The organism is Helicobacter sp. MIT 05-5293 (assembly GCF_000765665.2).
Classification (GTDB): Bacteria; Campylobacterota; Campylobacteria; order Campylobacterales; family Helicobacteraceae; genus Helicobacter_C.
This window is the reverse complement of sequence record NZ_JROZ02000001.1, coordinates 413982-439386: the sequence shown is the minus strand read 5'-3', so window position 1 is coordinate 439386 and position 25405 is coordinate 413982. Positions and strand designations below refer to the sequence as shown.

The 25405-nt window shown below is 39.1% G+C and carries 22 protein-coding genes; 8 read left to right on the top strand and 14 right to left on the bottom strand.

Features of this window, described 5'->3' with window-relative positions:
- Positions 1-10: 10 nt before the first annotated feature.
- Both LS68_RS02235 and LS68_RS02230 read right to left on the bottom strand, forming a co-directional pair.
- On the bottom strand, positions 11-250 hold the full coding sequence (locus tag LS68_RS02235) for a hypothetical protein (RefSeq protein ID WP_034369898.1): 240 nt from the start codon (positions 248-250) through the stop codon (positions 11-13).
- Positions 251-1120 (bottom strand): 3'-5' exonuclease, encoded by an 870-nt coding sequence (locus tag LS68_RS02230; RefSeq protein WP_034369901.1) that lies wholly within the window; start codon positions 1118-1120, stop codon positions 251-253. It lies immediately after the preceding gene.
- 63 nt (positions 1121-1183) lie between these two features.
- Between LS68_RS02230 and purH the strand changes: the two genes are divergently transcribed.
- Positions 1184-2719 carry a bifunctional phosphoribosylaminoimidazolecarboxamide formyltransferase/IMP cyclohydrolase gene (gene purH / locus LS68_RS02225; protein ID WP_138090819.1) on the top strand — a complete coding sequence of 512 codons (1536 nt, stop codon included), beginning with the start codon at positions 1184-1186 and terminating at the stop codon, positions 2717-2719.
- 26 nt (positions 2720-2745) lie between these two features.
- On the opposite strand, the gene LS68_RS02220 is transcribed toward purH, so the two are convergent.
- Positions 2746-3357: a tetratricopeptide repeat protein gene (locus LS68_RS02220; protein ID WP_034369632.1), complete on the bottom strand. Its 612-nt coding sequence runs from the start codon at positions 3355-3357 to the stop codon at positions 2746-2748.
- Positions 3354-3971 (bottom strand): tetratricopeptide repeat protein, encoded by a 618-nt coding sequence (locus LS68_RS02215; protein ID WP_138090816.1) that lies wholly within the window; start codon positions 3969-3971, stop codon positions 3354-3356. The genes LS68_RS02220 and LS68_RS02215 overlap by 4 nt, the downstream gene beginning before the upstream one ends.
- A 184-nt stretch (positions 3972-4155) precedes the next feature.
- On the opposite strand from LS68_RS02215, the gene traF reads away from it, so the two are divergent.
- Positions 4156-5922, top strand: a complete 1767-nt coding sequence (gene traF / locus LS68_RS02210; RefSeq protein WP_138090813.1) for a conjugal transfer protein TraF — start codon at positions 4156-4158, stop codon at positions 5920-5922.
- A gap of 74 nt (positions 5923-5996) precedes the next feature.
- On the opposite strand, the gene LS68_RS02205 is transcribed toward traF, so the two are convergent.
- The 3 genes from LS68_RS02205 to lolA are packed head-to-tail and all read right to left on the bottom strand — an operon-like array spanning position 5997 to position 9637.
- Positions 5997-7598 (bottom strand): bifunctional anthranilate synthase component II/anthranilate phosphoribosyltransferase, encoded by a 1602-nt coding sequence (locus tag LS68_RS02205; protein ID WP_034371506.1) that lies wholly within the window; start codon positions 7596-7598, stop codon positions 5997-5999.
- Positions 7599-7601: 3 nt separating this feature from the next.
- Positions 7602-9077, bottom strand: coding sequence for a chorismate-binding protein (locus tag LS68_RS02200; RefSeq protein ID WP_241993648.1), 1476 nt, complete (start codon positions 9075-9077; stop codon positions 7602-7604).
- Positions 9078-9103: 26 nt separating this feature from the next.
- Positions 9104-9637, bottom strand: coding sequence for a LolA-like outer membrane lipoprotein chaperone (gene lolA, locus LS68_RS02195; RefSeq protein ID WP_034371509.1), 534 nt, complete (start codon positions 9635-9637; stop codon positions 9104-9106).
- 125 nt (positions 9638-9762) lie between these two features.
- Between lolA and secA the strand changes: the two genes are divergently transcribed.
- From secA to LS68_RS02180, 3 genes are all read left to right on the top strand, one after another.
- Complete coding sequence (secA, locus tag LS68_RS02190; protein WP_034371512.1) at positions 9763-12324, top strand: preprotein translocase subunit SecA; 2562 nt, start codon at positions 9763-9765, stop codon at positions 12322-12324.
- Entirely contained in the window at positions 12324-13604 is a 1281-nt protein-coding gene (locus LS68_RS02185) for an ABC transporter permease (RefSeq protein WP_034371515.1), read from the top strand. The genes secA and LS68_RS02185 overlap by 1 nt, the downstream gene beginning before the upstream one ends.
- A gap of 93 nt (positions 13605-13697) precedes the next feature.
- Positions 13698-13943 carry an RNA-binding protein gene (locus LS68_RS02180; protein ID WP_034371518.1) on the top strand — a complete coding sequence of 82 codons (246 nt, stop codon included), beginning with the start codon at positions 13698-13700 and terminating at the stop codon, positions 13941-13943.
- A 74-nt stretch (positions 13944-14017) separates the two neighbouring features.
- Here LS68_RS02180 and hypE read toward each other — a convergent pair whose 3' ends face one another.
- Genes hypE through hypF form a run of 7 tightly spaced genes read right to left on the bottom strand, consistent with a single transcriptional unit; the run spans position 14018 to position 22109 of the window.
- The gene (hypE, locus tag LS68_RS02175; protein WP_034372489.1) at positions 14018-15034 is read right to left on the bottom strand and encodes a hydrogenase expression/formation protein HypE; all 1017 of its coding nucleotides are present in this window, start codon (positions 15032-15034) and stop codon (positions 14018-14020) included.
- Complete coding sequence (locus LS68_RS02170; protein ID WP_034371521.1) at positions 15034-16743, bottom strand: AAA domain-containing protein; 1710 nt, start codon at positions 16741-16743, stop codon at positions 15034-15036. Before LS68_RS02170 ends, hypE begins: the two co-directional genes overlap by 1 nt.
- Positions 16743-17870, bottom strand: a complete 1128-nt coding sequence (gene hypD / locus LS68_RS02165) for a hydrogenase formation protein HypD (RefSeq protein WP_034371524.1) — start codon at positions 17868-17870, stop codon at positions 16743-16745. Before hypD ends, LS68_RS02170 begins: the two co-directional genes overlap by 1 nt.
- Positions 17864-18631, bottom strand: a complete 768-nt coding sequence (locus LS68_RS02160) for a glycosyltransferase family 25 protein (RefSeq protein ID WP_158621812.1) — start codon at positions 18629-18631, stop codon at positions 17864-17866. The genes hypD and LS68_RS02160 overlap by 7 nt, the downstream gene beginning before the upstream one ends.
- Positions 18628-18891 (bottom strand): HypC/HybG/HupF family hydrogenase formation chaperone, encoded by a 264-nt coding sequence (locus LS68_RS02155; RefSeq protein WP_034370145.1) that lies wholly within the window; start codon positions 18889-18891, stop codon positions 18628-18630. Before LS68_RS02155 ends, LS68_RS02160 begins: the two co-directional genes overlap by 4 nt.
- A 9-nt stretch (positions 18892-18900) precedes the next feature.
- Positions 18901-19650: a hydrogenase nickel incorporation protein HypB gene (hypB, locus tag LS68_RS02150; protein ID WP_034370141.1), complete on the bottom strand. Its 750-nt coding sequence runs from the start codon at positions 19648-19650 to the stop codon at positions 18901-18903.
- On the bottom strand, positions 19650-22109 hold the full coding sequence (hypF, locus tag LS68_RS02145; protein WP_138090807.1) for a carbamoyltransferase HypF: 2460 nt from the start codon (positions 22107-22109) through the stop codon (positions 19650-19652). The genes hypB and hypF overlap by 1 nt, the downstream gene beginning before the upstream one ends.
- Before the next feature lie 97 nt (positions 22110-22206).
- On the opposite strand from hypF, the gene LS68_RS02140 reads away from it, so the two are divergent.
- Genes LS68_RS02140 through LS68_RS02130 form a run of 3 tightly spaced genes read left to right on the top strand, consistent with a single transcriptional unit; the run spans position 22207 to position 25389 of the window.
- Positions 22207-23415, top strand: coding sequence for a phosphoglycerate kinase (locus tag LS68_RS02140; RefSeq protein WP_138090804.1), 1209 nt, complete (start codon positions 22207-22209; stop codon positions 23413-23415).
- A 19-nt stretch (positions 23416-23434) separates the two neighbouring features.
- The gene (locus tag LS68_RS02135; RefSeq protein ID WP_034370135.1) at positions 23435-24568 is read left to right on the top strand and encodes an MFS transporter; all 1134 of its coding nucleotides are present in this window, start codon (positions 23435-23437) and stop codon (positions 24566-24568) included.
- On the top strand, positions 24568-25389 hold the full coding sequence (locus LS68_RS02130; protein WP_034370132.1) for a ferritin-like domain-containing protein: 822 nt from the start codon (positions 24568-24570) through the stop codon (positions 25387-25389). The genes LS68_RS02135 and LS68_RS02130 overlap by 1 nt, the downstream gene beginning before the upstream one ends.
- Positions 25390-25405: the final 16 nt, after the last annotated feature.

Below are 25405 nucleotides of genomic sequence, written 5' to 3'. Positions count from 1 at the left end.
CACCAATCCCTTATTCTTTATGAGCTAAATCAAAAAGCCACTGCCGATGTGGCAAAACCGCATCATTTTGCTTCTCTAAAAGCGAATCACGCACACTTTCTAAATCTTTCAATGTCAATGCACTCATTACCTCTGGCGATAAAAAAGTGTGATTCTGGCTTGGAATGTGATTGAGCAGATTCTCAATCTCTGCAATGAGCTCTTCTTTGCTCGTGATTTCACCATTTTTCGTGATATAAGTTTCTTGCATCTAATGCCCCTTAGCTGTATAAGAATCAAGATGCGCTTGAATCGTTGATTTAAAAATGTCTGAATAAGGCTTATCACTAGGCAACTTTTCTAAAAAGCCTTGCAATATCGTATAATAATCAGATTCTAAAAGCTCACCTTTCAGTAACTCATATTTCAAATAAAGCCAATAAGTATTAAGCACATCACTATGACAATAATGATTAATTGTCATTAAAGCCTGTTTTTTATCCTCACTGCCAAGATAAAGACGATGCACTTGATCCCCGCTCATATCGTATTTACCGACAAGATTCAGCATTTGACACACACTATCGAGATTGAGATTCCTTACCGCGCCAAACGCACCCAAAGCATCGAGCAAATCCGTGTGAAAGCGTTCGGCATATCGCTGACGATAATTTTCCCATTTGTTTTTATTAAAAGCAGGATTGTCTTGCTCAAAATAACCATAAGCACTGATATTATAACGCATCGCGCGCAAAGTAAGCGCAATCAAATCAAAGCCTCGTCCGTTAAAACTCACAAGCTTAGGCTGTTTTTGGTTAAAAAAAGACCAAAACTCATGAAGAAGAGTAGATTCTAAATGATCCAAAAAATCCAAAGACAAAAAATCACTTTGAGAAGAAAGAGAATCTATAAACTTTTGCCCAAAATGCCCAACTTTGATAAAATGCCCATATTCATCACACACCACACTTGCAATACTCACAATACGATGAAAACAAGGAGGCAAAAATTCGCTCCCGCTTTTTTGCATCTGCGCTTCAAAGGCACTTTTGATAATTTCAAGCGCATCGCCCTCATAACCAAATTGACGCGCTAAAAGATGAAAATCAGGAATACTTTCGACATCAAATACACAAATCATTTTATTGCCTTCTTAGAAACTTTGTGGATAATACTACCAAAATTTCCACAAAGAAGGTTTAATATGTATGCGTTACTAAGCGTAAGCGATAAAGAAGGTATTGTAGAATTTGCACATAATCTCGTAGCTTTAGGCTATAAGATTCTAAGCACAGGCGGGACACTCAAGCTCTTAAAAGATTCTCATATTGAATCCATTGACATTGGCACATACACGCAAAGCGAAGAAATGTTTGATGGGCGTGTGAAAACCTTACACCCTAAGATTCACGGCGGTATTTTGTATCGGAGAGATCACCCACAAGATGCGCAAATAGCACAAGAAAAAGGTATTAATGCGATTGATATTGTATGTGTGAATCTTTATCCCTTTAAAGCCACGATTGAAAAAACTGATGATTTTGATTGTATTATTGAAAACATCGATATTGGCGGTCCAGCGATGATTCGTTCAGCAGCAAAAAATCATCACAATGTCCTTGTCGTTACAGATAAAAACGACTACCAGCCTATCATTGAGATTCTCAAAAACCACCAAAACACACTAGAATTTCGCCAAAAATTGATGATTAAAGCTTTTGAACATACCGCGCAATATGATGCGATTATCGCAAATTATATGAACAAACGCTTTAACGAGGGATTCGGACAAAAAGCATTTATTGTAGGAGATAAAGTCTTACAAACGCGATATGGTGAGAATCCTCACCAAAAAGGCGCACTATACACCTTTGGAGACTTTTGGCAAAAGCATTTTATCATCAAAAAAGGCGAACCAAGCTTTAATAATCTCACCGATATTCACTCTGCAATCAAAATCGCCTCAAGCTTTGGGCAAGATGCAAAAGCAGTATGTATTGTCAAGCACAATAACCCTTGCGGATTTGCTATTAAAGATACTCTTTTACAATCCTATCAATCCGCACTTCAATGCGATAGTGTGAGTGCCTATGGTGGAGTGGTAGCGTTAAATGGCGTTGTCGATGAGAATCTCGCGCAAGTGATTAATCAAATCTTTATCGAGGTGCTTGTCGCTGGAGACATCACGCCTAAAGCCTTAGAGGTCTTTGCGTCCAAAAAGCGTATGAAAATCTTTACACAAAATTCTCCCTATCTGCTTTCTGTGCAAGATACTTATGATTTTAAACACATTCAAGGTGGATTCACATTCCAAGAGAATGATACTATCAGTGAGCAAGAAATCAAAAATGCCACACTTGTAAGCAAAAAGAACGCTACGCAAACCCAGCTCAAAGATTTGCATATCGCATATATAATCGCAGCACTTAGCAAGTCAAATTGTGTCGCCTATGTCAAAGAAGGTGCGCTTGTAGGTATGGGTATGGGTATGACAAGTCGTGTTGATGCTTCAAGAGCAGCGATTGCTAAAGCAAAAGATATGGGGCTTGATTTACAAGGCTGTGTGCTTGCATCAGAAGCGTTTTTCCCTTTCAGAGATAGTGTGGATTTAGCACATCAAATCGGTGTGAGTGCGATTATACAGCCCGGTGGAAGTATCCGCGATGATGAAGTGATAAAGGCTTGTGATGAGTATGGCATCGCAATGTATTTCACACATACGCGCCACTTTTTACATTAATGCTTAATAATGGCAGATTCTGTCATTTATTGTAACTCACGAAACGCATCGCAACCCTCTTGGAATCCCAAATTACACGCTTGTCCGTAAAAGGCAAGCGCGCTTGTTTTGTCTCTTGATATACCTATGCCTTTAGCATAGCAATGCCCTAGATTCATACAACCCGCCGCACTGCCTCCTATACACGCTCGCTCATAAAGTCTCATCGCATTATAATAATCTTTACTGACATAAATGCCCTCTTGAGACATCACGCCTAAGTTATTACAACCATCAGGTTCAAAATTCGAACAGCTGAATTGATACAATCTCGCCGCAGTAACATAGCTTTGCTTCACACCTAAGCCATTTTGATATAAGATGCCCAAATTACTACAAGCTTTCAAAACGCCACCATTACAAGCCATTTGATAAAAATATGCCGCTTTTGCATACCATTGCACACCATCTTCGCCCCTCATATACTCATGAGCGGCTAAATAGCAATCATCAAACAAGCCATTGTAGCAGTTTTGTAAATAAGGCGCGATCTTTGCCCTTAGATTCGGGCTTTCATAGTCATTCATATTTTCATCTGCCAAATACGCACCAAACATCAAATTCACACTCAAGCAAAGCCCTAATAAAATACTTCTCATTTCTTTCCTTTTGCTTTGAGATTTTTATACGCATCACAGCCCTCTTGGAATCCCAAATCACAAGAAAGCCCATAATATTCTAAAGCCTGTTGTTTATTTTTCTTAAGCCCCTTACCTTGCATCAAAAGCTCGGCGAGATTAAAACACGCTCGATTATCTTGTGCCAAACACGCATCAGAATAATAAAGCCCGGCTTGTTTATAGTCGCGTTTGACGCTTAAACCCTCTTCAAACATCACACCTAAGTTATTACAACCCCGCGGATAGCCTGACTTACAAGACTTATCATAAAGCACTAAAGCAAATTCCAAATCCTGCCTCACACCTAAACCATATTGGTGCAATACACCTAAAGAACTGCACGAAGGCTCGAATCCACCATTACATGCTTTAGCATAAAAACTCGCACTCATCGAATAGTTTTGTGGCACACCACTCCCTTGAAAATACAATGTCCCTAGCGCATGACAACCACTCATATCACCGCTATAACAAGTCGCTTCGTATTTTCGCACAGCCTTTAGCATATCGCCATCACGCCACGCCTCATACGCCTCATGTGTCGAAGCCCATAATCCCATACAAAGCAACCCCAAACAACAGATTCTTATCATTGCTTTTGACCTTTATTTATTATGTATTACAAAATCACTATGCGAAAAGTGTTCCTTATTTTATAAAAATTTGATTAAAATTAGAGAAAAAAATTATTTTTCTAAAGATTCTCAAAAAATGGCACGATTTTTGTTAAAGTGATTTTAATGATGATTTTAGAAATATAAGGATTCTTTACAGCCTATGACAAAACGAAAAATAGAAAAAATCACTCTTCTTTTGGGGTGTGCGTTAGGGCTAAGCTATGGACTAGAATTTGGCTCTATGGGTAATACTTCCGCAAGTATAGGTGGCGCAGGTGTAGCAGTCAAAGATTCTGCATGGGGATTGTATTATAACCCCGCACTTTTGGGGGCAGATAGACGCGCGAAATTTGGCTATAGCTTTGGGCTAACGATGAAAGAGCAGAATCTCTTGCAAATGCTCGAGCTTGATACAGAAAGCATCACAAATATGCAGCAAAGCTTAAATGACCAGCTCACAGGTGTAGGCGGAGCATCAGTAACAATTGGTGGGAAGCAAGTTGATGGTGCGATTGGCGGTATGCTGAATGCTCTTTTCCCCACTACCCAAACGCCCGGACAAATTAATGCTACCGATATGTCAAGCCTACTTCAAAGTCTCGGTAGCACAAACACTTGTAATAGTTTTACAAATTGCGCAACTGAAATCGCCAGCAATCCCGACCTTGCCGCTAAGTTTAAAGACAAGCTCCAAAGCGCAGCGACTGAAGGGGGAAGCCCACTGATAGGGAGCATTATCGGCAGCATTGATGCAAATAAATTAGGTAGCATTATTGATGACTTTTCACAGGGCAAAACAAGTGCTGATGAGATTTTGACAACCGCAGGGAAAATCACGATTGCAAAAGGCACAGATTCTGTGATTGATAAATTTTTAAATGATTTTAAGCTTGTCGATGGCGCGCTTAAAGGCAATGATATGAATCTCTCCTCGCAAAATGGATTTGTCTTTCAAATCGCAGGTGCAAGGAAAACGCGCACGATTAATGATGACAAACTCGGGCAAATCACGATTAAAGAATCTGTAGGCGGGAGAGGCGCGGTAGGCTTTGGGCTTTTTGCATCAGTTTATGCCAATGCAAGTGCGATCATTGATCCTACACACAATCAGCTCATTTTTGATGTGGGAGGAGGAAACTACTACCAAGCAAGCATCAGCGGGAATAATATCAGTTTAGAATCAAGCAACCAAAATGATTATAACAATAGCTCGATTCTAAGCCCTAATGCAAAACACACACTCCAAGCCCGCACGCTAAGCCTTGTTGAAATCCCTATCGGCTATGGGCATACCTTTTTTACCAAAGCGGGAGATGTGAATTTTGGCTTTGCGGTGAAATTTATCCAAATGCTCTCTTATGGTTATATGCAAGATAATATCAACTTTGATAATCCTAAAATCGATATGCCTAGCCCTACTTTCCCTGATGATTTTGACATCTCTCAAACTGCTGGGTTAGATATGGGGTTACTCTACACGCCGACTTTTTTGAAAAACCTCCACATCGGCTTAGTCGCAAAGAATCTCAACGCCCCGATGATCAAGCTCTCTAAAAGCGGCTCGGGTGATTTCACGCTTAAGCCCCAATTTCGCGTGGGGGCAAGCTATACGATAAAAGATTTCTTAACTCTCGCATTTGATGCAGACCTTGTGCCTAATGACACGCTCTCATTTTATAGCCCGAAAAGTCAAACAATAGGGGGGGGGGCAATGGCTAATTTTAAATGGATTGACTTGCGCGTGGGTGTGATGCAAGATATAAAATCCCAAGCGGGAGAGGGACTAATCCTCACCGGTGGATTTAATCTCTTTGGATTCTTAGACTTAGCCGTGCAATATGGGCTAGGCAAAACTTACACGATACAAGACACCATCAATCTGCCTAATTATTTAAGCGTCAAACTGGGTGGTTCGTTTAGCTTTTGACATCAAACTACTTTAAGATTCTTAAATGGCAAAAGCTAGAATCTTATTCTAAATATATAATAGTGATTAAGATTCTATAAATCCTCCTGATTTGAAAACGTGATAAAAGATTCTAATAATTCAAAAACTTTTTGCGACTTTATCACTTCTTTTGCTAAGAAATATCCCTCTTTGATGCTTGATGCCTTTTGGCTTAGATACAATCCCGCTCCGACATTGAGCGCGACAAGGTCAGCTTTGGGTGAGGGTTTATTACTAAAAATATCAAGCGTGATTGCCTTATTTTCTTGAGCATTTCCTCCAACAAGCTCGGAATGTGGGACAAAATCTAAGCCTATCTCAATGGGATTAAACACATAGCTTTTGATTGAGCCATTATCAAGCTCTGTAATCTTTGTCGGCGCACAAAGCGAAATCTCATCATAATGATCAAATCCACTCACCACCATTGCTTTTTTAATCCCTAAAATATCTAAAGCCCGTGCCATAATTTCAGTATAAGACTTATCAAACACACCGATAAACTGATGCGTAACGCTTGCAGGATTGGCAAGAGGACCGATGAGATTAAAGGCAGTTTTAAATCCAAGAGACGCACGAGCTGGTGCGGCAAAACGCATCGCAGCGTGGAATTTTTGCGCAAATAAAAAGGTAATGCCTATGCGGCGATACACTTCTGCACAAGTTTGCACGCTCATATCGACATTCACCCCTAAAGCCCTAAGCAAGTCTGCCGAACCTGATTGAGAGGTGATTGCTTTATTGCCATGCTTGATGATTTTCACTCCTGCAGCCGCCAAAAGCAAAGCACTCGTAGTAGAAACATTAAAAGTCTTACTAGGGCTTCCGCCTGTGCCAACCATATCTAAACGCTTTTCATCACTTTGAGGTAATGGAAATGAAATGGCTTTTTTCTTTAACACACTCGCAAATCCTGCCAACTCCTCTTCATTTACGCCCTTAATCTCAAGACTTGTGAGAATCGAGCCGATTTGTGCATCACTTAGATTCCCCTCTGTGATTTCGTCCATCACATCATAGGCTTGTTTGAAATTAAGATTCTGACCTTGCAAGGTCTGCTTGAGATAGTCTTTAATCGGGATATTTTCACGCACATAATGCAAAAAATTGAGGAGCATTTTTTCACCCTCTTTTGTGCCGATAGATTCTGGGTGGAATTGCAGACCAACCAAATGATGCGACTTATGCTCAATCGCCATCACCTCGCCATCACCACTCCGCGCACTCACAATAAAACAATCGGGAATCTGCGTGATTGACCCTGCCAAAGAATGATAACGCACAATGGGTGTATTGGGTGTAATATGCCTAAAAATACCTTTTTGATTGTGATGTAAGGGCTCGACTTTGCCATGCACAATATTCTTAGCATTGATAATCTCCACACCAAAAGCCGCCATAATAGCTTGATGTCCAAGACAAATACCCAATATCGGATAAACACCTTGTAATTCTTTCACAATTTGAATGGAGATTCCCGCTTCTTGTGGGGTTTTAGGACCCGGACCAATGATAATATAACGCGGCTGTAAAAGCCTAATATCTTCAATCGTGATTTTATCACTTCGCACGACTTTGATAGGAAAACCAAATCGATAAAACGCTTGATAAATGTTATAGGTAAATGAATCATAATTATCAATTAATAGTATCATTGCTTACTCCTTTATACCGAGCATATCAAGCATAGAGCGGACTTTATTTTGCGTTTCGATAAATTCAGTATGAGGGATTGAATCATAGACAATACCTCCTCCTGATTGCAAGTAATACACGCCGTTTTGATACACGCTTGTGCGAATAGTAATGGCAAAATCCATATCCTCATCACGATTAAAATACCCAATAGCTCCACCATAAATACCTCTTTTATGGCTTTCAAGAGATTCTATCGTTTTAATTGCCTGAATCTTTGGTGCTCCGCTAAGCGTCCCCGCAGGGAAAACCGCCTTTAGCACATCGCGTTTTTTGAAACGCTTTGTGTCAAGCTCACCTTGCACTTCTGAAACAATGTGCATCACACGCGAATATCGCTCTATTTGATTCTGTGCTACCACGCGCACACCTCCGCCCACACTCACTTTGCCCGCATCATTACGCGCAAGATCGACAAGCATTAAATGTTCGGCATTTTCTTTGGGGTCAGCTAAAAGCTTCTGCTCTAATTCCAAATCTTGAGCGACATTCGCCCCTCGTGGAGAAGTGCCTGCGATAGGTCGGATTGTGAAGATACTTTTATCATTGACACTCTTTAGTCGCACCATAATTTCAGGACTTGCACCCAAAATAATAAAATCATCAAAATCATAATAAAACATATAAGGGCTAGGATTCTGATGTCGGAGATTCCGATAAGCTTGCAAGGGTGTAAGATTTGAAGCCACTTGCATACTTTGACTTGGCACACATTGCAATAGATTACCCTTATAAATCTCATCTTGAATAGTCAAAACCATTTTTTCATAAGTTTCTTGTTTGGCAGCCGAAGTAATATGAGATTCTGTATTTGTAGGCATCTGTGTTTTGGAGATATGAATCAAATCAAGTGCAAGGGAGATTTTCTCAACCTTTTCTTGGACATTTACCTCTTCTTTTTCATACTCATAGCTCACACTTACAATATGTAGCCTATCAAAAAGATGATCAAAAATCAAAAAATCTCTACCAAAAATAAACGCACATTCTGGAGCATCATAAAGTGCGGGATTCTTAAAAGTAATATCTTCAATTTCAGAAAAAAACTCATATCCTAAATACCCCGCTCCACCGAGTGGCAAGGGCAATCCTTGAGGGAGATTCTCTACTTTTGGGGCAAATTCTCTAAAATAGGCAAGACAGGAAAGAAAGTCAAGCTGCTCATTCTTTTGAGCTTCTCCCAAACCTGCCAAAACCTCTTGCAAGGCTTTTTTCTCCCCTGCGCACACAAGATAATAACCGCTATTTTCTTTGTAGATTCTAAAAGCCTCATTGAGTATAAGAATCGAATAGCGATCCTTGCCGGTTTCATTGTAGGCTGATTCTAAAAGCACCTTTGCACCGAGCTGGTCAAGCACATTCAAGGGTGTGAGATTATCACACAAAATTTCTTTATGAGCAATTTGCGCCCTTATCGTATTGGTAAAATCAAACATCATTCTTTAATCCTTAAATGCTTTAATTTTTATCTTAATTCGACAACATCGACATCTTTAGGGATTGTAAATTCAAACTCTTTATCCGAAAGCTTGACATTGAGTTTGACATTGCGCAGATTCAATGCTGTCTTTGTCCCTGTAGAATCTGTAAATTCAATAAGCTTTGGCTTTTTGGTATCGTCTAAATGAATGACATAAGTAACGCCATCGACTTTAGCATGATAAGTGCCATCTTTTTGTTCTTTAGCAGATCGGATAACAGAGATAAAATCAGATTCTGACTTGAGATAGGAATGGCTGACTTGCGCAAGTAAGGGTTCATAAATAAAAACTTCTTTGTTACTCATATAAATCGTTTTGTCCAAAGGTGTTTTATAAATCCATTTAACCTTGCTGGGTGCTTTGCCGATGATTTTACCCTCATAACGCGCAGGGATACCCTCTTCACTAATGATATTTTGCACAAAATCTGCTTGAATGCTTTGTATATCCTCACCCCAACCCAAAGAAATACTGCATAAACTGCTAAGTAATAAGCTGATGATAATAATTGAACGCATAGTTTCCCTTAAAATTGATGTTTTCTTTTGCCTCTGTGTAAATTCAAATGTTGATTTTACCGAAAGTATGTTAAAATTACTGCCAATTTTTCAATTTATTTTAAAGCCACACACAAAGGTTATCCATGATTAAAACGATTATATCTAAAGTGCTTGGTTCGCGCAATGCAAAGCTTATCAAGCAATACACCCGCAGAGTAGAAGCCATCAATGCACTTGAAAATACTTACGCATCAATGAGTGATACACAACTTCAAGAGCAATTTTCAATGCTTAAACTTGCTATCCAACAAGAAAACAAAGATTTAGATAGTGTTCTTGAACAAAGCTTTGCTATCACAAGAGAAGCAAGCAAAAGAGTATTAGGAATGCGACATTTTGATGTGCAGCTTATCGGCGGTATGGTGCTCAATGACGGGCGTATCGCAGAAATGAAAACAGGTGAAGGCAAAACGCTGGTAGCAACACTTGCAGTATGTCTTAATGCACTTTGTGGCAAAGGTGTGCATGTCGTAACCGTCAATGACTATCTTGCCCAACGCGATGCGGGGGATTTAGAGCCTTTGTATAATTTTCTCGGTTTTGAAGTCGGCGTAATTACTGGCAATATTCGTGATGATGAGCAACGTCTAGAATCTTATTCTAAAGATATTGTATATGGCACAAATAATGAATTTGGCTTTGACTATCTGCGTGATAATATGAAATATGATTTGGCGCAAAAAGTGCAGCGAGAACACTACTTTGCAATCATCGATGAAGTGGATTCAATCCTCATTGATGAAGCAAGAACGCCACTTATCATTTCAGGACCAGTCAATCGCACTTTGGAAAATTATCAGCTTGCCAACACCGTAGCACAAAAACTGCAAGAGGCAGAAGATTTTAGTATTGATGAAAAAAATCGCGTGATTCTGCTCACAGAAGAAGGTATCAAAAAAGCAGAAGCTCTTTTTAAAGTCGATAACTTATACAGCATTGAAAACGCCGCCCTCTCTCATCATCTTGACCAAGCCCTTAAGGCAAACTATCTTTTTATCAAGGATAAAGATTATGTCGTGCAAAATAACGAAGTCGTTATCGTTGATGAATTTACAGGTCGCCTAAGCGAAGGCAGACGCTTTAGCGAAGGTTTGCATCAAGCTATTGAGGCTAAAGAAATGGTTGATATTAAAGAAGAAAGCCAAACTTTAGCAGACATTACCTTTCAAAATTACTTCCGACTTTATGGCAAACTTGCAGGTATGACAGGGACAGCGCAGACTGAAGCAAGTGAATTTTTGCAAATCTATAATCTTGAAGTGGTGAGTATCCCTACCAATATTCCTGTGCAACGCAAAGATTTAGATGATTTGATTTATAAAAGCGAAAAAGAAAAATTCGATGCAGTCATTGCCAAAATCAAAACACTCTATCAAAAAGGTCAGCCTGTGCTTGTGGGAACAGCAAGTATTGAAAAAAGTGAAGTTTTACATGCTTTGCTTAAAAAAGAGAGAATCCCGCACACGGTGCTTAACGCAAAGCAACACAGCAAGGAAGCAGAAATCATTAAAGATGCCGGTGTCAAAGGGGCAGTTACGATTGCTACAAATATGGCAGGAAGAGGCGTTGATATTAAGATTAATGACGAGATTCGCGCACTGGGAGGATTATATATCATCGGCACAGAGCGACATGAAAGTCGGCGCATTGATAATCAATTGCGAGGAAGAAGCGGAAGACAGGGCGATCCGGGCGTCAGTCAATTTTATTTAAGCCTTGAAGATTCGCTTTTACGGATTTTTGGTAGTGATAAAATCAAGGGCATTATGGAAAAATTAGGCTTAAAAGAAGGCGAACATATAGAATCTAGCCTTGTTACGCGCTCCGTAGAAAACGCACAAAAGAAAATTGAGAATCTCCATTTTGAATCGCGCAAACATTTGCTTGAATATGATGATGTCGCCAATGAACAAAGAAAGGCAGTTTATAAATTGCGTAATGAGCTTTTAGACCCGGAATGCTCCTTACAAGAACGCATTAAGAACAACCGAGAACTTACCGCACAATCTATGCTTTATAAAGCTCAAATTTTGCCCGGTGATGAAAAAGGAAATTTCAACCTTGATGCTCTTAAGGCACAAATCAGTGAAGAATTGGGCATAGAACTTAGAAATTATGAGAATCTCGAATATGATGAATTGTATGAGCAAATCATTCTTCAGATGCAAGAAGAATACGAACAAAAAATGTCCCGACTAGGAGAATCTCAACGCAACGAGATTGAGCGCATCATTTATTTACAAGTGCTTGATAACTCTTGGCGAGAACATTTATACACTATGGATCATCTTAAAACCGGCATAGGTTTGCGTGGGTATAACCAAAAAGATCCGCTGATTGAATACAAAAAAGAAAGCTACAATTTGTTTTTAGAATTTGTCGAGAATCTTAAAATAGAAACCACCAAAACACTTCAAATTATCCAACTACGCGAAAAAAGTGAAGAAGAAATGGCGCAAAAAGTGTTAGAAGAAATGGAAGAAGAATCTCAAGAGATTCAGTTTAATAAAGACAGCGATACGCCAAACGCTTCGAATAGCAAAAAACCAAAAATTTCGCGCAATGATCCTTGTCCTTGTGGAAGTGGCAAAAAATACAAACTTTGCCATGGTAAAAGTGGTCCTAAAAAGGGTCTTTTAGCCTAATGAAAACGCTCATTCTCTATCTTTTGCCGCGATACTTACGCTTTGATAAAACCCAACCTTTTATCTCAATCACTGCCTTACTAGCATTTTTGGGAGTAGGAGTGGGGGTTATGGTGCTGTGTGTAGCAATGGCAATTATGAATGGTATGGCAAAAGAATTTGAGCGCAAACTTTTTGTGATGAATTATCCCCTAAGCATTTATGCGACAACTTATGAAGGCGTAACCGATGAGATTCTCCAAAGTCTCAAAACGCAATACCCACAATTTCTGTTTAGCCCTTATTTGCGCTATCAAGCAGTAGGGAAAATTGGCAATATGATGAATGCCTCAATGGTGTTTGGCGTAGATATGGAAGCAGAATCTCGTATCAATGCTGTTGTAAGAGAAGCCTTTGAATCAGCAGATAGTAGTGATTTTAATGACGCACACCCACAAGATTCTCGCTCACCTCAAGAAAAAATCCAAGATTTTATGAGCAAAGAATTTTCTATTCTTGTGGGCAAAGGCTTCAAAGAAAATTTTTTATTAGAATCTGGCGATAAACTTGATTTATTTTTCACACAGCTTGAGCCTTCTGGCTTTGGCTATACACCTATTAGCAAACGCTTTAGTATTGCAGGGTTTTTTAGCTCTGGGTTAAGGGCTTATGATGAAGCCTATATTTACACAAATCTTAGTGCGTTGCAAAAAATACGCCGTTTGCAAGTAGGGATTTATGATGGTATCCATGTTTATACACCTAATCCAATGCAAGATATTCACACATTAAACGCTTTTTTAGAGAAAAATTTTCCTTTACAGACAGGAGTTGAAGGCTGGTGGCAGCAAAATGGTAACTTTTTCTCGGCAATCGAACTCGAAAAACGCGCACTTTTTATCGTGCTAATGCTTATTATCGTTATGGCAAGCCTCAATATTATCAGCTCGCTCTTAATGGTTGTAATGAATCGTCGCAAAGAAATTGCACTTTTACTTTCACTTGGAGCAAGTAAGGCAGAGATTAAAAAAGTATTTTTTTGGGTGGGCAATACAATTGGTTTAAGTGGTATTATTTTTGGTGTCATTCTCACAGGCATTGCTATATATATTTTGCAAACATTTCCTATTATCACATTGCCTGCTGATGTGTATGGCAGCTCCAAACTCCCTCTTGAGCTTTCTTTAGTAGATTTTATTCTCACAATCATTGGAGCAATTGTTATTGTGTGTCTTTCGTCTTATTATCCAGCCAAAAAAGCTTCTTCGATAGATACCTTGCAAGTTTTACGCAATGAATAGCCTCGCATCTCCTATATTTAAGTAATCTTTAAACAATAAAGCTATAACATACAAATAGCCCCAAATAAGGGCGAAAAAAATTGGAGGAATTATTTGAAAACACTTTATGTAGGAAACCTAGTTTATGCAGTAACGCGTGATGAGCTAAAAGAACTTTTTAGTCAATTTGGAGAAGTTATTTCTGTCAAACTTATCAATGATCGAGAAAGTGGGAAACCCAAAGGGTTTGGTTTTGTAGATATGGAAGATGAAGCCGCTCTTAAAGCAATCGAAGCACTCAATGAAAAGGATTTTCGAGGACGCAATTTGCGCGTCAATGAAGCTCGTCCTAAAGAATAATACAAACTCTTATTCAAGAAAGCTATTCACATTCTTAAATATAAGATTCTATTAGTATTTTGGCATTGAAGACATCAGCAAATGCGTGGCAATAATTCGCCTTGCGGATATTCCAGATAGCGTTCGCTTCCCCAAGCGCTACGCATAATCACACGCGCTTGTGCGAGTGTCGTTTGTCTGCTGACTTCACCGATGATTTGTGCTTGTTGCCCCAAAGGGTGAGATTGCAGTAAAGATAGAATCTGATTTGCTTGATTTTTAGGGACACAAAGCACACACACACCTTCATTAGCAAGATTCAATGCTTCTAATCCTAATATTTCGCACACACCTCGCACTTGTGGCAAAATAGGTATCGCATCTTCTTGTAAAACAATCTCCACATGACAAGCCCTAGCCCATTCATTAAGCACTGCAGCAAGTCCTCCACGAGTCGCATCTCGCATTGCATGTATTTCTAGCGAAGATTCTAAAACACTCTCTAGCATCGGATAAAGTTGCGCACAATCACTTTGCAAATCACTTTGCAAAGCTATTTCATTTCTCGCACAAAAAATCACCGCTCCATGCGTCCCCACCGGCGCACTGACGATAATCACATCACCCTCTTGCAGATTCTTTACACTCACATTCCGATGCGTTTGAATCTCTCCAATCGCTGTCGTATTGATATAGATTCTATCTGCAAATCCTTTAGGCACGACTTTTGTATCACCTGTGAGAATCTTCTGCCCGCCCAACAAAAGCTGACTTTGTATAGAATGCAAAATTTTTGATAAATCTTCTACGAGCATTCCTTCTTCAAGAATCAACGCCAGACTAAGATACTTCGGCTTTGCTCCACGCATTGCAACATCATTACTTGAGCCACACACACAAAGCTTACCAATATCCCCACCCGGAAAAAAAATGGGATTAACGACATAAGAATCCGTGCTCATTGCAAGTGAATATGGGCTGACAAATACTCCCGCATCTTCATTGCTCTCCATTACAGAATCTCCGAGAATCTTATAAAATAAATGTTCTATCAGCTCGCTTGATTCTACTCCTCCACTACCATGAGATAAAGTAATATATTCTTGTTTAATCATTTTAATCTCCTTGCAATATCGCTAATATCAATCTTTGTAGATTGCTCTATGATAGCACGAATGAGTTGTCCATGCTGATGTGTCCAAAACGCATAATCACATACAATAAACAATCGCTTTTTAATGCGAGAAATTGCCACATTTAACGCATATAAAGCGTGAAGTTGTCGAGAATTGGTAAGATGATAATGCAAACCCACAGGTGAAAAAATAACATTATCAAACTCTTGCCCTTGTGAGCTGTGAATTGTAAAGATTCTCTCACGATTAATCCTATGGGTAAAAAGCCTTTGACGCTGCTTGACAAAAGGCGTAATCACCGCATAATCTTCATTTTCCAAATAAGCACACAGATTCGCACAAAGCCTTGCTTCATTCTCGCTAATGTGTGTATCACTTTCACTCTTTACCCCACTATCAAGCACAAAAAGCTCTGTTTGCTTGTCATTCCCCTTTAAACCGATATGATAAATATATTGATCCAAAATACTTGCAAGATTATTACCATAACGATGCGTTTTGCTTAGCTTAATCATTTGTGTGTGTTCAAACTTTGGCTCACTTGACAAACGCGTCTGATAAAAATGAGAATCTTGATAGTCTTGTAAAAATAATTCAAGGTATAAAGAAGAAAGATTCCATAAATTGGCATAAAGATTTTCGGGTTTATTCAGCTCATTGTGAGGCATCTCACAAACAGGCGTGAGTTGCTTATGATCACCAAAGAATCCCAAAGGTGTATTATCCACACACAAAGCGCAAGTTTTGATAAGAGGAGCAAACGCACACTCATCTAAAAAAATATGCGAGAATCTTAGCTCCAAACTCTCATAACGCTTGATAAAACCATCAAGCGTTACACCGACAACAAGGGAGGATTTAAGGCGCGTTTTGAGATCATTTTGAAAATTAAAAAGTGTCATTGCACCTTTTTGCATTAAAATGCTTGGGTCGCACACTTCAGAAAAGGCATTCATAAATTTTAAAGTAGGAGTGCCGAGTCTCAAAATCATACTGCGCTCAAAACCGAGCGTATCAAACTGCTTAATTAAAGTCGAAAGGACTTGCTCTAAAGCATTGTTTGTCGTTGCTACAACGCATACTTTTTTGCCTTGTTTGATATAATACAACAATGCCTCAAAAAGCACTGCTTGCGTTTTTCCTGTGCCTGGAGGTCCCCACACATAGCTTAAAGGTGATTGTAGCACTATTTTTAATGCTTCGTTTTGTTCTTCACTCAAACGTTCTATATATTCTAATTCATTAAAATCAATATGGGTAGGCAATGCTACCCTATCACCGAATCTTTCAAAAAATGTCTGGACATTTGAAACCAAAAATTTTAAATCACTAAAAAGTGCTAAAGGCAAAGATTCTTTATGAGCTTTTTGAATCAAAGGTGCAAAATCAGATGCAAAAGACAAATAAAGCTTTTTGGAAGTTTCATCATAAAATGCAGATTCTATGTTTTCATTTTCTCCTATGGGATAAAGTTTCTCTCCTACTCGCAAAAACAAGGCAGAAGAGATTTTCAAATCCATATCAAAGACTCTGCCTTTAAGCTCAAGGATTAATTCTTCCCCCTTAATCTCATAGGCATTAATGCCCATCTCATCAAGCCCCAAATCATTTGCTACTAAGTATTGGTAATAGCTATCCGCACCTTGCACCAATGCTTCTTGCAAACTTATGTCGGAGGATTCCATTATCTGCTCCCGTATTTATAATACGCCGCACAAGCCCCTTCACTACTCACCATACAGCTGCCTAAAGGATTACTAGGAGTGCAAGCCTTGCCAAAGACCTTACAATCATAAGGCTTTGCAACACCCCTTAGAATATCGCCACAACGACAAGCTTTATTATCTGCAATCTTTTCTTTGCTTAAAACAGAATCAAAAGCAACCTCTGCATCTAAAAATTGATAAGATTCTCGAAGTTTTAATGCCGAATACGCAATCTCTCCCAATCCACGCCATTCAAAACTTTTCCTTGGCTCAAAATATTTATCAATCAAAGATTGTGCTTTGAGATTCCCTTCATAATTGACGACACGGCTATATTGCACTTCAAGCTTTGGCTCTCCACAAACAGCTTGTTTAGTTAAAAGATAAAGGCTTTCCATCATATCCACCGGCTCAAAACCGCTCACAACAATCGGGATTCTGTAAGTTTTCAGAATCTCTTCATAAATTTTCGCCCCAGTAATCACACTTACATGCGATGGCGCAATCAACGCATTCACAAGTGTATCATCAGAATCCAAAATAGCCCTCAAAGGCGGCGGTATCAACAAATGATTGACATGAAACAAAACATTCTTCACCTCATCTTCAAGCACCCTTTGAATCAAAGCCGCACTCATCGGTGTAGTCGTCTCAAAACCAATAGCAAAATACACAATGCGTTTTGTGGGGTTGTCTTTTGCGATTTTAAGCACTTCAAGAGGAGAATAGACAAAGCGCACATCTGCGCCTAATGCTCTTGCATTTTGCAAGCTCCCTTTTGAACCCGGAACTTTAATCATATCACCAAGTGTGAGTAAAATCACATCTTTTTGCATTGCAATTTCATAGGCTTGATTAATACGATTTTTAGGCATCACACATACGGGACAGCCCGGTCCGTGAATAAAAACAATATTTTCAGGCATCAAATGCTGCAACCCATAACGCATAATCGTATGTGTATGTCCTCCGCACACTTCCATCACATACAGAGGATTTTTAAGATTGGTAGCGAGTGATTCAATGCGATTTTTCAATGCCAAAATCACATCTTTATCACGAAAACTATCAATAAGATCAAATGATTTGACTGCAGAATCTAACATTTTTCCCCTCTTCTTTTCTTTAGACAATCCAACATATTTTTAGGCAAATAAAGCCTTGATAAAAAACACCGCACAAAAACCCATTTGCGTATTTGAAAACACAAACGCGAAAACTCACGAATGATTTTGAGCCATAGAGGTGGTTTTTTCCATCGTCCTTCTATGGTCGTGGGAATCTCCTCAATATTTTCTTGAATAATAGGCTTGATGCAGACATTTGGCACATAATGGATATAAAACATATCCATATAATCATCGACAGGGCAAAACCACGACTTAGCATGCAAGATAAAAGCACTTGCACCCTTAGGTGTCAAATAATAACCTTGTGTGCCCATAAGAGAATCAAAACTGATTAAAAAATCATTTTCAAGGGGCAAAAAAGTCGCTTTTTGAGACAAATACATCAATCGCACATACTCATAAGGACTTTGTGCGATATGCCTAAGTTTTGTCCAAAATTCTGCCTTTAAACTCACATCGTCTTCAAGCACAACGATAGGCTCTGCACCTTTTACACACTCAAGCCATAAGGCATAATGACTAGCAAAACACGCTCTTTCACCATCACTCGTCTTCTTGCCACGAAAAAGATAACTCAAGTAATTTGAATAATTTTTAAAGGCTAAATGCTCACCATTTTTTGCATCAATCGCATCAAAAAAGATGACTTCAAAATCCTGTGGCACATCTTGCATTTGCTTTTTGATTGCTTCTCTACGCTCTTTGGCGCGCAAGAGATTGATGATAAAAACCTTCACGCATTTGCCTCGCGTAATTCCTGCTCTTCTTCTTGCATTGCTTGAAGAATCTCATCATAAAGCTTGAGACTTTCTTGCGCACTTTGCTCATCAATTTTACTCATCACATATCCAATATGGAGCAATACCCACTCGCCTACGCTTACTTCTTCATCAAGCAAATCTAAACTTGCCTCGCGTCTCACACCCATTGTATCAACGATTGCTAGATTCTTATCTTCTTTAATCTCTACTACTTTAGAAGGGATCGCTAGACACATACTTTCTCCTTAAAATTGATGTTTGGATTGATAATTTTCCGCGCATTTTTGTGTGATAAAATCTCGTAATTGCGCTACGCTTTGCTCATCTTTAGAGCTTAAAAGAAATAAGGGGACTTGGCTTTTTAGCTTATCCAAATCCTCTCTAATACTAGAGAGTTTAAAGTCAAAATATTCCATCATATCTGCCTTGCTCACCACCACAGCATCAGCACATAAAAACATACTCGGATATTTGAGAATCTTATCATCACCTTCAGGCGTAGAAAGCAGAACAATATTCAGATGTGCACCCAAATCATAGCTTGCTGGGCACACAAGATTCCCAACATTTTCGATAAAAAGATAATCTATTTGTCCAAAATCACATTGTTTTTGCAAAGATTCCAAACCTTGCTCAATCATAAAAGCATCAAGATGACATGCTTCGCCTGTGGTGATTTGATACGCACTGATACCTTTAGCTTGCAGTCTTTGCGCATCACGATTTGTCTGCAAATCCCCCTCTAACACACAGAATCTAAAAGATTTAGCTGACAATGCTAAAGATTCTAAAAGTGTCGTTTTGCCACTGCCCGGAGAACTCATAAGATTGACCACATAAAGACCTGCTTTGGCATAAAACTCACGCAACTCTTGAGCTTTCATATCGTTTTTAGAGAGAATCTTTTGGACAATTTGAACAGACTTTTTGCTCAAATTCGGATTATCATTCAACCGCTGCTCACGCGTCTGCGTGGAAAATCCTTGATCTTGCATCATCGCTCCTTTAGTATTTCTCGGGTATAAATCGCTTGCCCAAAACTGATATTTGCATCATTGGTAGGCAAAATCGTGTGCATCTGATAAGCAATATGGTTTTGAGAAAATAACCGATGGATTTTATCACAAAGAAGCTTATTTTGGAAAACCCCTCCGCTAAAATACACATTTTCTGTCTTAAATTCTTGACTTAAAGATAAGGCAATATGAGCAAGGGTTTCTAAAAATCGATCGCACGCCTTTAGAATCTCTCCCGCAAGCATATCCCCAATCACACCACACACAATGCCTTTTAGGCTGATGACGCCTTGATGAATGCAAAATTCATAGGGAGATTCACAATCAGAATGCCTATAAAGATGCTCTAAGGCTAAAGATTCTATCATTGCTCCGCTTTGCCCCTCATAGCTTTGCCTTGATAAGATTCCAAGCAAATAAGCAACACCATCAAAAAGCCTTCCTACCGAGCTTGTCGGCAAATCTAATTTCTTATCAAACGAATGTCGCAACAAATTCAATGCTTGAGGCGTAAAAGTTTTTTCAAAAAGATACAGGTAAGAATCCGGATAAGGCACAAAAGACCATATGAGGCTCAAGGCGACCTTTGCAATTTCTTTAGTCGCACTCTCCCCACCCAATAAGGTAAATTCTTCAAAATGCGCCACACGCTCCATTTTATTATCGACAAGAGAATCCTTATTAAAGCAAGGATTCGAAGGATTATAGATAAAGGCTTCACCGCCCCAAATATGACCATCTTCTCCTAATCCCGTGCCGTCCCATACAATGCCCAAAGCTCGTTGCGATAACGCCTCATATTCTCCTAAAATCGCATAAAAATGCGCCTTATGATGTGCTAAGGGTAATATGTCAGAATCTGCCGCTTTGGCTATTTCTTTTGCAATCTGTGTAGAGACATATCGTGGATTCGCATCACAAGCCACAATACGAGGCTTAAATCCAGTATTTCTAGCATAAAAATGTGATAAAAAAGTATAAGTGTGATAATAACGCTCAATAGAATCTTTACTTTCTAAATCCCCGATATATGCAGAAATCAATGCTTCAGAAAATGCCTTTTTGTCATCACAAGCCAAAAAGGTAAGGCTTGCTTTTTGATGCGCTCCTAGAGCAAGAATCGTATAGCTACGCTCACAATTTTGTGTGTGATGTTGATTCTTAGATGATATTTGACGCAAACTTTTAGGTGCGAATCCTCTAGCCAAACGCAAAGGACGCATTTTACCTGCAATCAAACGCACAATACTATCATCAATAGGATTAACAATCTCGCGATTATAATCCAAAATCGCATCATAAATCTTTTGCCCTTCCCTGCCAAGCTTATTTCTCAATATATCCACATCAGCAATAATTGATTCGTGAGGAATATTTGCACTTGTAAAAATCAAAGGGCTTGTGAGCTTCTCAAAAAGCAAATACATCAAACCATTGTAGGGTAAAATAGCTCCTATTGTGCTGACTTGTGGTGCTAAAAGCTCCAAGCATTCTTGGGTCAAAACTTGTGATGTGTGATTTTGACGAAGTTTTTCAAGCAAGACTATCGGGGCTGCAGGAGAAAGCAATGCTTCAGATTCTAAAGCAGAGACAGAGGCAATACTCTGAATCTGCTCCAAAGACTTAAACATCACCGCAAAAGGCTTAAAAGGACGATTTTTGCGTTGTCTTAAAGTTTTAATAGCCTCTTGATTGCTCGCATCAGCAATCAAATTAAACCCACCTACGCCCTTCATTGCGACAATTTTACCTTTTTTTAGCATTTGTGCCACTTGAGTGATAAGTTTGTCATCTTCGCTCGGAGTAGGAAAGGTAACAATACAATCATTCTCATCAAACAAACGCAACCTAATCGCACACTGCAAACAAGAATTAGGCTGGGCATGAAAGCGTCTGTCAAAGGGATTATTGTATGATTCTTGACATTGTAGGCACATTTGAAAAGCACTCATTGAAGTATGGATTCTGTCATAGGGCAGATGTTTTAAAATGCTGTATCGCACACCACAATGCGCACAAGTAGTAAAAGCATAATGAGCGAATCTGCCCTTTTCTTCAAACATCTCTTTTAAGCATTGTTCGCAGATTCTCGTATCATAAGGCAAACTTGTCGGTTGTAGCTCATCATCACCCGTAGGTGAGCTAAGAATATAAAAAGATTCTCTAAGATTTTGTTGAATGCTTAGAATCTCGTTTTTTTGAATGATTTCTTGAATCTTTGAAGTGTGTATGGAGGCGTTTTTGGGGATATTTTGAAAAAGCTCTTGGAGGAAAGATTCTAAAATCTGCTCATTTTCTACTACCAAAATAATCAAAAGCTTTGAATAGCGATTCTGCACATAGCCCTTTAATCCCCACTGATGCGCTAAAGTATAGACAAAAGGGCGAAATCCCACTCCTTGAATAATACCAAAAAGCTCTATTTGAAAAATTTTCATACCTTAAAGTATAGCATATCTCCCCAAACTATCGTGCAAGTAAGCCAAAAGTATGCTAAAATAGTTAAAAATTTTTTAAACGCTAAAGGAGTAGTCAATGAAAGAAAGCAATATCGAGCTTATGAAAAATACGAAAAGCATCAAAGATATTGATGTGAGAGACAAAAGGATTCTTATCCGTGTCGATTTCAATGTCCCTATGGACGAAGACTTTGATATTTCAGATGATACGCGCATTCGTGAAGCGTTGCCTACTATCAATTATTGCATCGACAATCAAGCGCAAAATATTTTATTAGTTAGCCATTTGGGACGCCCTAAAACGCGTTCAATGGAATTTTCACTAAAGCATGTATTGAAACGAATTGAGCGATTACTAGGACGCGATGTCGCATTTGCAGAAACGATTGAAAGCGTAAGCGAAATGCAAAATAAAATCGGCAATGGCGGTGTGATTCTCATTGAAAATATTAGATTCTATGAGGGTGAGGAAAAAAATAGTGATGAGCTTTCCTCCAAACTTGCAGATTTATGTGATGTGTATGTCAATGATGCTTTTGGGACAAGCCACAGAGCGCACTCTAGCACTTATGGGATTGCCAAATATGCCAAAGAACGCGTGGCTGGACTGCTACTAAAAAAAGAGATTGATTCATTTGCTAAAGCAATGGCAAATCCCCTAAAGCCGGTATTGCTCATTGTCGGTGGGAGCAAGGTAAGCTCTAAACTAGCCTTGCTTTATAATATTCTTGATGTGGTGGATAAAATCATTATCGGCGGGGCGATGAGTAATACTTTTCTCAAGGCTTTAGGGTTTGATATGCAAAAATCACTCGTAGAAAATGAGCTTGTCGATGAGGCACGGAAGATTCTCGAACACGCCAAAGAAAAAAAGGTAAAAATTTACTTGCCTGTCGATGTTGTCAGCACAGATGATATTAAGACACACGCAAATATCAAAATCACGCCCGCTCAAGATATACCTGAAGGATTTATGGCTGTCGATATGGGACCTGCGACAAGCAAGCTTTTTAGCGAAGTCGTGCGCGATTCTCAAACGATTATTTGGAATGGACCTTTGGGAATCTATGAAATTGGAGCATTCTCTCGTGGCACATTTAATCTCGCCCATGCTGTCAGTGATACCTATGCTTTTAGTTTGATTGGTGGTGGTGATACAGCCGATGCGATCGATAAAGCAGGCGAAAGAGACAATATGAGCTTTATCTCTACAGGTGGTGGAGCAAGCCTCGAACTCTTAGAGGGTAAAATTTTGCCTGCATTTGAGGTGTTAGAACGCAAATAATCATCATAAGGAGCTATCCATGGGCGCAAAAGCGATTATAGGGATTGTCTATATTGCCATCGTAACACTTTCAAGTGTTTATATTCCTCAACCGCTTTTGCCACTTTTAGCTTCTGAATTTCAGACTTCCGCACATAATGCCTCGCTCATTATTTCTATCACACTTTTGCCTATGGCTTTTGCCCCGCTCTTTTATGGGTATTTTTTAGAGAATCACCAGCCTAAAATAATCCTAAGTTTCTCTTTATTTATTGCAGGAATCTTTCAGATTCTCTTGACTTGGTGTCATAATTTCGAATTATTTTTAATTTTGAGATTTGTGCAATCGCTATTCTTTCCGGCAATTCTTACCACACTTTTAACGATCCTTACACGCATACAAACGCACTCTTTACAATTTAATGTGAGTGTCTATATTGCCTCTACGATTGCTGGCGGATTGATTGGACGAATGGGAGGTGCATGGCTCACGGAAATTTTCTCGTGGGAGACATGCTTTATAGTGCTAGGCATATCATTAATTATCGGCGGACTTGTGGCAATGATATGGATTGTCTCTGCCCCTCATCACCTCTCAAAGATTCTCTTCTCTCAAATGTTGCCTTTCTTGACAAACAAAAAATCGCTCATTATTCTTGGTAGTGTGTTTGTGATGTTTTTTAGCTTTCAAGCTATTCTTAACACACTCCCTTTCCACGCTAGAGATATGTTCCCAGATATTTCACAAAACCAAATAGGTCGGCTTTATTTGGGTTACAGCATCGGGATTGTCGTTTCTTTACTTGCCGGATTTATCACAAAAATCATCGGGGGTAGGGAAAAAACGATTACTCTTAGCCTCAATCTTTTTGCTTTAGGTTTGTGTGGATTCTTGATTGAAAACTTAGCTTGGCTGTATATCGGTATGTTTGTAATGTGTATGGGTTCTTTTATTGCTCATTCTGTGCTTAATGCCTTCAATAGCTCCCTAAGTGCTTCTCATAAGGGTGTGCTAAGTGGCTTGTATCTGACTTTTTATTACACAGGTGGTGCTTTAGGTTCGTATCTGTCATCTTTTATTTTTAGTATTTTAGGGTGGAATGCCCTTGTTATTTTTCTTGCTGTTTTGTTGTGTCTCACTTCAATTATTTTCTATATAGGCACGAAAAAATAATGACATTTTTTGAGCTTCTTTTTGAGACGATAAATGCCCCATCACCCGCGCTCAAACTTAATGGGATTGCGAAATTGCGTGATATGAGCAAATCAATTTTTCAATCAGACCCACACAGAATCTTTGAATCTTCTCAATCAAAAATCCACTCCCTCACACGCCCTTCTTACGCACATTTTTGCCATATCACACATCCGACAAAAATCCGCCGCCCTAAGCATATACAAAGCGAACAATCCCTTGCAAAAGTCTTGCATTCAATCGTGCATATTGAATACAGCGCGATTGATCTTGCACTTGATGCCTTGTATCGATTTCGGAATCTCCCCTTTGGATTCTATCAAGATTGGCTAGAAGTCGCCTTTGAAGAATCACTTCATTTTTCATTGCTTTTAGATTCAATGCAGCATTTGGGCTTTGACTATGGGGATTTTCCTGTGCATTCTAATCTCTTTGACGCACAATGTGCGAGTGAAAATCTCAAAGACCGCATGGCATTACTTCATCGTGGTATGGAAGCAAATGGACTTGATGCAAATCCCTTTGTTACACAAAAAATCAAGCTTTATGACCACCCTTTGTGTGATGAGATTCTCAAATCCCTAGACATCATCTTGAATGATGAGATTAGCCATGTCAAAAAGGGGGATTATTGGTGGCGATTTTCAAGCCAAAACACAACACCACAAGACTTTATCGCTATCCTCAAACGATTCAGTGCATTTCACCCTATACCAAGAATCCTCAATCATCAAGCGCGTCTGCAGGCTGGATTCTCACAATCTGAACTAGAACTTTTAGAATCTTCCTCAATGTTTTGATATTAAGCTTTATCAC